Genomic DNA, 5164 nt, shown 5'->3' on the forward strand with positions numbered 1-5164 from the left:
AGAGGGACAAACCGTGGTTTTCTCCGCGAAAAGTGTGCGTACGTTGCTTACGCTCCGACGGAGTTGGCGATCCATGGCCCATCTTCTACGAGCGTTGCTCACCCGGTCTGACGTCCGGCTGCTCGTTCGTATAGGCTGGCTTGGCAGTGTGGAAGTGCTTCCCAATCCGTCCTGCTTGGTTCGGAGGCTGCTTCCGCGTCAGTGAGGACGGTTGCGATCAAATCACGTGTCTTAAAGCCGATAGGAGTCCGAGATGTCGAGGATGATCCTATTGACCGGAGCCACGGGCTACGTCGGGGGGCGTCTGCTGTCGCTACTGCAACAGAGGGGCGAACATGTGAGGTGCCTAACCCGACGGCCCGAAGCTCTGCGCGAACGTGTCGACGGCGCCACCGAGATTGTGCAGGGAGACGTCTTCGATGTGCACTCCCTGCAAGCCGCCTTCGAGGGAGTTGAGACCGCCTATTACTTCGTGCACTCGATGGGCGACAACCGCGACTTTGAAGCGCAGGATCGGATCGCGGCGGAAAATTTCGCGTTAGCGGCCACCCGCGCTGGCGTTCGTCGCCTGGTCTACTTGGGAGGACTTGGCAACCCCGATGACAAGCTCTCTAAGCACCTCCGCAGTCGTCAAGAGACTGGGGATGTTTTGCGTGCCCATCATTCGCAGGTGATCGAATTTCGCGCGTCGATCGTGATTGGTTCAGGCAGCCTGTCGTTCGAGATGATCCGAGCGCTGGTCGAGCGGCTGCCCATTATGGTCTGCCCGCGGTGGGTTCAGGTGAAGGCGCAACCCATCGCCGTGGAAGACCTGTTGGCTTACTTGATTGCCGCATTGGAACTTCCGGCCTCCGCGTCACAGGTCTACGAGCTTGGCGGTCCCGACCAGGTTTCGTATGGACAGATCATGCAGGAGTACGCGCGACAACGCGGGTTGACGAGGTGGATGATTCCCGTGCCTCTATTGACGCCGTATCTGTCTAGCCTGTGGTTAGGGCTCGTGACCCCGCTGTACGCCCGAGTCGGCAGGAAGCTTGTGGCAAGTCTGCGGAATCCGACACTCGTCTCCAGCAACCTCGCAGAATCTATTTTCTCCGTGCGTCCCCGCTCCGTCCGCGAAGCCATTGCCCGGGCTCTGGTGAACGAAGATCGGGAATTTGCCGAGACCCTCTGGTCGGACTCGCTTTCATCGGCCGGTAAGCCGCAAAGTTGGGGGGGCGACCGTTTCGGTTCGCGGCTCGTGGATTCGCGAACCATCGCAGTGAATGTTTCACCAGAGCAGGCGTTCGTGCCCATTCGGCGCATTGGTGGGCGTGCCGGCTGGTACTACGGGAACTGGCTGTGGTCGCTGCGCGGTTTTCTCGACTTGCTGATCGGCGGAGTGGGTGTGCGCCGCGGGCGTCGCGATCCCGACAAACTGCAGGTGGGCGAACCGCTCGATTTCTGGCGTGTTGAGGTCATTGAGCCCAATCGACGACTGCGCCTAAAGGCCGAAATGAAATTGCCGGGACGCGCCTGGCTCGAATTCGAAGTCAGTCCATGCGCACGAGGAAGTACGATTCGCCAGACGGCGATTTTCGATCCGCGAGGACTGGCCGGACTCGTCTATTGGTACGGAATCTATCCCCTGCATCAATTCGTGTTCGCCGGCATGCTGCGAAATCTGGCGCGCGCCGCGGAGAGTACCACTCGAATTGCGGCAGCGCCGAGCGATGACGAGACAAAGGCGCCCACCTCAGACGCACGCCCTTCGGGAGCTGCACTTTGATCGACAGCAGGGATGAGAACGCATGGACCTAACAGTGGTCTTTTTACAGTGGACAACTTGGCGACGGCTTCCGCCCGAACAGAATATGGTCATCAGGCGATGCTGTGGGAATTCCCGCGTAACGCAACATTCAGCGGAAGAGGATGCGAGTGACTGGGAGGGGGAATGAGTATCGCTACTGAAACAAAAGGACCGTCACTCTGGGCGAGTCGTTGGCTCTGGGCCGCGGGCACCTACAACCTGGCTTGGGGAGCACTTGCTATCGCCCGGCCCCACCTGCTGTTCGACCTGACCGGCGCGGAACGGATCAATTATCCTGAAATCTGGCAATGCGTGGGGATGATCGTCGGAGTTTACGGAATCGGATACCTCATCGCGGCAAGCGACCCGCGAACTCATTGGCCGATCGTACTGGTCGGACTGCTTGGCAAAGTCCTCGGTCCGATCGGATTCCTGGTAGCGCTGCTTCGAGGAACGTTTCCACCTTCCTTCGGATTAACGATCCTGACGAACGACCTAGTGTGGTGGATTCCGTTCGCCATGATTCTGTGGGATGCGGCCAAACACCGGGGCAGTGATCGTCTCACAGCGCCGGCGATGTGCTCACACTATGTCAAGGAAAGCAGAATTAACGCTTCGCCGGAAGTTGTTTTTGGATTTCACGAAAGCCAGGACGCCTTGCAGCAACTCATCCCGCCTTGGGAGAACATGAAACCAGCTGAATCCGCCGCATCCCTTCAGGTTGGTAGTCGGGTCGTATTGCACGGCCGAATCGGACCCTTACCGATTCGCTGGGTCGCGATTCACACCGAATACGATCCGCCGCGCCTGTTCGCGGATCGCCAGGAATCAGGCCCTTTCGCTTTTTGGTATCATCGCCATCGGTTCCTCGGGGATGAACAGGGAGGAACCATGATGCGGGACGAGGTCGATTATGCGGTTCCGCTTGGAGTAGTCGGGCGGTGGCTCGGCGGCTGGTTGGTCCGGCGTAAGCTGGAGGCCATGTTCGGCTATCGGCATGAGACGACGCGGAGGTTGATCGAGTCCGGGGAATGGACGAGCACATCGCAAGCGAGCGACACGCCTTCAGCGAGAGCCGTGTAAAGGGATTTTGCATGAATAACCCGCTGATCAGACTCTTGTTTCTGGCCCACCTGGGATCATCTCTGTACATGGTCGGGCTCATTTGGTTCGTACAGGTCGTGCACTACCCGTTGTTTGCCAGCGTCGGCAGCGCCGAATTCGCCGCCTATGAACAGCGCCATACCGTGAACATCACCTGGGTGGTCGCGCCTGTCATGCTGATCGAAGCTGCAACCGCCGTGCTTCTTTTTTGGGTCCACCCAACGGCCGTCCCCAGCTTTTTCTTGTGGACTGGATTGGCACTGTTAGGAGTCATCTGGTTGTCGACGGCCTTTGCGCAGGTCCCCTGTCACGACGTACTATCTCGGGGCTTTGACTCGCTTGTTCATCAGCGACTCGTCTCGACCAACTGGTTGCGCACCTCAGCCTGGAGCTTGCGGGGGGGCTTGGTGCTATGGATGGCATGGGTAGCATTACGCTGAAGGATACCGACATCGCAAATTGTGTGAGAACGAGCATGGCAAAGGTTGAAGTTGGCGACCGCGCACCGGACTTTTCCGCGACGATTTCCGACGGTAGGAAGCTCTGCCTTTCTGATTATTTGGGAAAGCGTGCGTTGGTGCTTTTCTTCTACCCCAAGGATGGCACGCCGATGTGCACGCAAGAGGCATGCGCCTTTCGCGATTCGTATGAGCAGTTTATCCACGCCGGGGCGGACGTGATTGGCGTCAGCAGCGATTCTGAGGAAAGGCACAGTGCGTTCGCGCAGCAGCACCGACTGTCGTTTCCCTTGGTCAGCGACGTGGACGGTTTGCTCCGCAAGGCGTTTGCGGTGCCGAAGACATTGGGGCTACTTCCGGGACGCGTCACCTTCGTCATCGATCAAGAAGGTGTCATCCGACAAATCTTCTCGGCGCCATTCGCTTCTGACGAACATGTCCGTGAAGCCCTGAAGACGGTAAACGCATTAAGCCGGACGTCCCCATGATGCGGTGCAGCTCATCCCGCCCACGCTCTATGTAAAAAGCATTCGTTGACAGGCTGCCGATCAAGTCAGATAGCTGAAGATCAGCGGGAACTCTTGTTTGAAGAATTATTTCGATCCTTGGTGAACCGGCGTTACCACTAGCGAGCGATTCATGGCCGAACCAATGCAGTGTTTGGAGATCTGGGGCGGAAACCAGGGAGTGGAAGAGCACGTTCACCGGCCCGGCCTGGATGTCTGGGTCTATTCCTGTCCTCACGAGAATGCGGGCAGCGGAGGTGACGTCTACTATCTTTCGTCCTGTGCCTCGGGGCGTATTTCCCGGCTGCTCCTGGCTGATGTAAGCGGCCATGGACCACGAGTTTCGAGATTGGCCCGGCGACTGCGTGACCTGATGCGACAGCACGTCAACCGCATCAGCCAAACTCAGTTCGTAGAAGGGATGAATCGAGAATTCGTCGAGCTAAACCAGGAGGGCAGCTTTGCCACGGCCATCGTGGGTACCTTTTTCGCCAGCACACATTCCTTTCAGCTGAGCGTCGCAGGCCACCCATCCCCGCTGCTCTATCGCCGAAATACTGGAAGGTGGGAGATCTTCGAAATCGCGCCGGATGCCGCTGTTTCGACTGGCCTGCACGATACGCCTTGGGGTATCTCAGAAAGCGCGGCCTATGGCGAAACGCATCTGACGCTCGGCGTTGGTGATATGATTCTGGCCTACACGGACGGCGTGACGGAGGCCCGCGCTGCCGACGGAAATCTGTTGGATTCGAAAGGCCTGCTGAATCTAGTCCAACAGCTGGATGCCACACGTCCCGACCGTCTACTGCAGTGCTTGATCACGACAATTCGTGACGCGACGACTGCGCCAATTGACGACGACTTGAGCTTGCTGTTGGCGTGCGCCGACGGTAGCCGGGCCTCGTGGTGGAACACCGTGCTGGCCCCGTTTCGACTTCTTGGGATTGTGGTCGACAAGACTCGGTTTCGCTGATAATCCATTGAATCTACGATTGGAAGATAAGGTCAAAGGACGTGTTTCACGCGCAAGGAAACGCCTCGTCCGTCCTCTTGGCTCAGAGACATCCAGCGCAACCGGTGCGATTGGACGAGGCGGCGTAAACCCCCCGTTGATTTGAAGCATGAGCATGAAACTCTCCGCCGGCTCGCGAGTTGGTTCACAGTACCAACTCTGCTACGATGCGCTTGGAGCGAACCGGGAAACTCCGATTCTACGACTGGAGTCCCACGCTTAGATGACGACCTTTCATCTCAAGTTGTACTTCTGCATGCTGCTGGCTTTTTTCGCCATCGACATGGTCTGGTTG

Annotated in this window: 5 protein-coding genes; all 5 read left to right on the forward strand. The window is 58.1% G+C overall.

The features are described from left to right. Nucleotides 1-253 precede the first annotated feature (253 nt). The 5 genes from SGJ19_02650 (at nucleotide 254) to SGJ19_02670 (ending at nucleotide 4830) form a co-directional block, all read left to right on the forward strand. On the forward strand, nucleotides 254-1768 hold the full coding sequence (locus SGJ19_02650; protein ID MDZ4779132.1) for an SDR family oxidoreductase: 1515 nt from the start codon (nucleotides 254-256) through the stop codon (nucleotides 1766-1768). 165 nt (nucleotides 1769-1933) lie between these two features. Beyond that, nucleotides 1934-2872, forward strand: a complete 939-nt coding sequence (locus tag SGJ19_02655) for an SRPBCC family protein (protein MDZ4779133.1) — start codon at nucleotides 1934-1936, stop codon at nucleotides 2870-2872. 11 nt (nucleotides 2873-2883) lie between these two features. Further along, the gene (locus SGJ19_02660) at nucleotides 2884-3333 is read left to right on the forward strand and encodes a hypothetical protein (GenBank protein MDZ4779134.1); all 450 of its coding nucleotides are present in this window, start codon (nucleotides 2884-2886) and stop codon (nucleotides 3331-3333) included. Nucleotides 3334-3368: 35 nt separating this feature from the next. Further along, nucleotides 3369-3839: a peroxiredoxin gene (locus SGJ19_02665; protein ID MDZ4779135.1), complete on the forward strand. Its 471-nt coding sequence runs from the start codon at nucleotides 3369-3371 to the stop codon at nucleotides 3837-3839. A 151-nt stretch (nucleotides 3840-3990) separates the two neighbouring features. After that, nucleotides 3991-4830 carry a PP2C family protein-serine/threonine phosphatase gene (locus SGJ19_02670; GenBank protein MDZ4779136.1) on the forward strand — a complete coding sequence of 280 codons (840 nt, stop codon included), beginning with the start codon at nucleotides 3991-3993 and terminating at the stop codon, nucleotides 4828-4830. Nucleotides 4831-5164 lie beyond the last annotated feature (334 nt).

Source organism: Planctomycetia bacterium (assembly GCA_034440135.1).
In the GTDB taxonomy this organism is placed as follows: Bacteria; Planctomycetota; Planctomycetia; order Pirellulales; family JALHLM01; genus JALHLM01.

Coding starts and splice junctions, on each gene's coding strand:
- SGJ19_02650 (MDZ4779132.1), top strand. CDS start 254: ATGTCGAGGATGATCCTATTGACCGGAGCCACGGGCTACGTCGGGGGG.
- SGJ19_02665 (MDZ4779135.1), top strand. CDS start 3,369: ATGGCAAAGGTTGAAGTTGGCGACCGCGCACCGGACTTTTCCGCGACG.
- SGJ19_02655 (MDZ4779133.1), top strand. CDS start 1,934: ATGAGTATCGCTACTGAAACAAAAGGACCGTCACTCTGGGCGAGTCGT.
- SGJ19_02660 (MDZ4779134.1), top strand. CDS start 2,884: ATGAATAACCCGCTGATCAGACTCTTGTTTCTGGCCCACCTGGGATCA.
- SGJ19_02670 (MDZ4779136.1), top strand. CDS start 3,991: ATGGCCGAACCAATGCAGTGTTTGGAGATCTGGGGCGGAAACCAGGGA.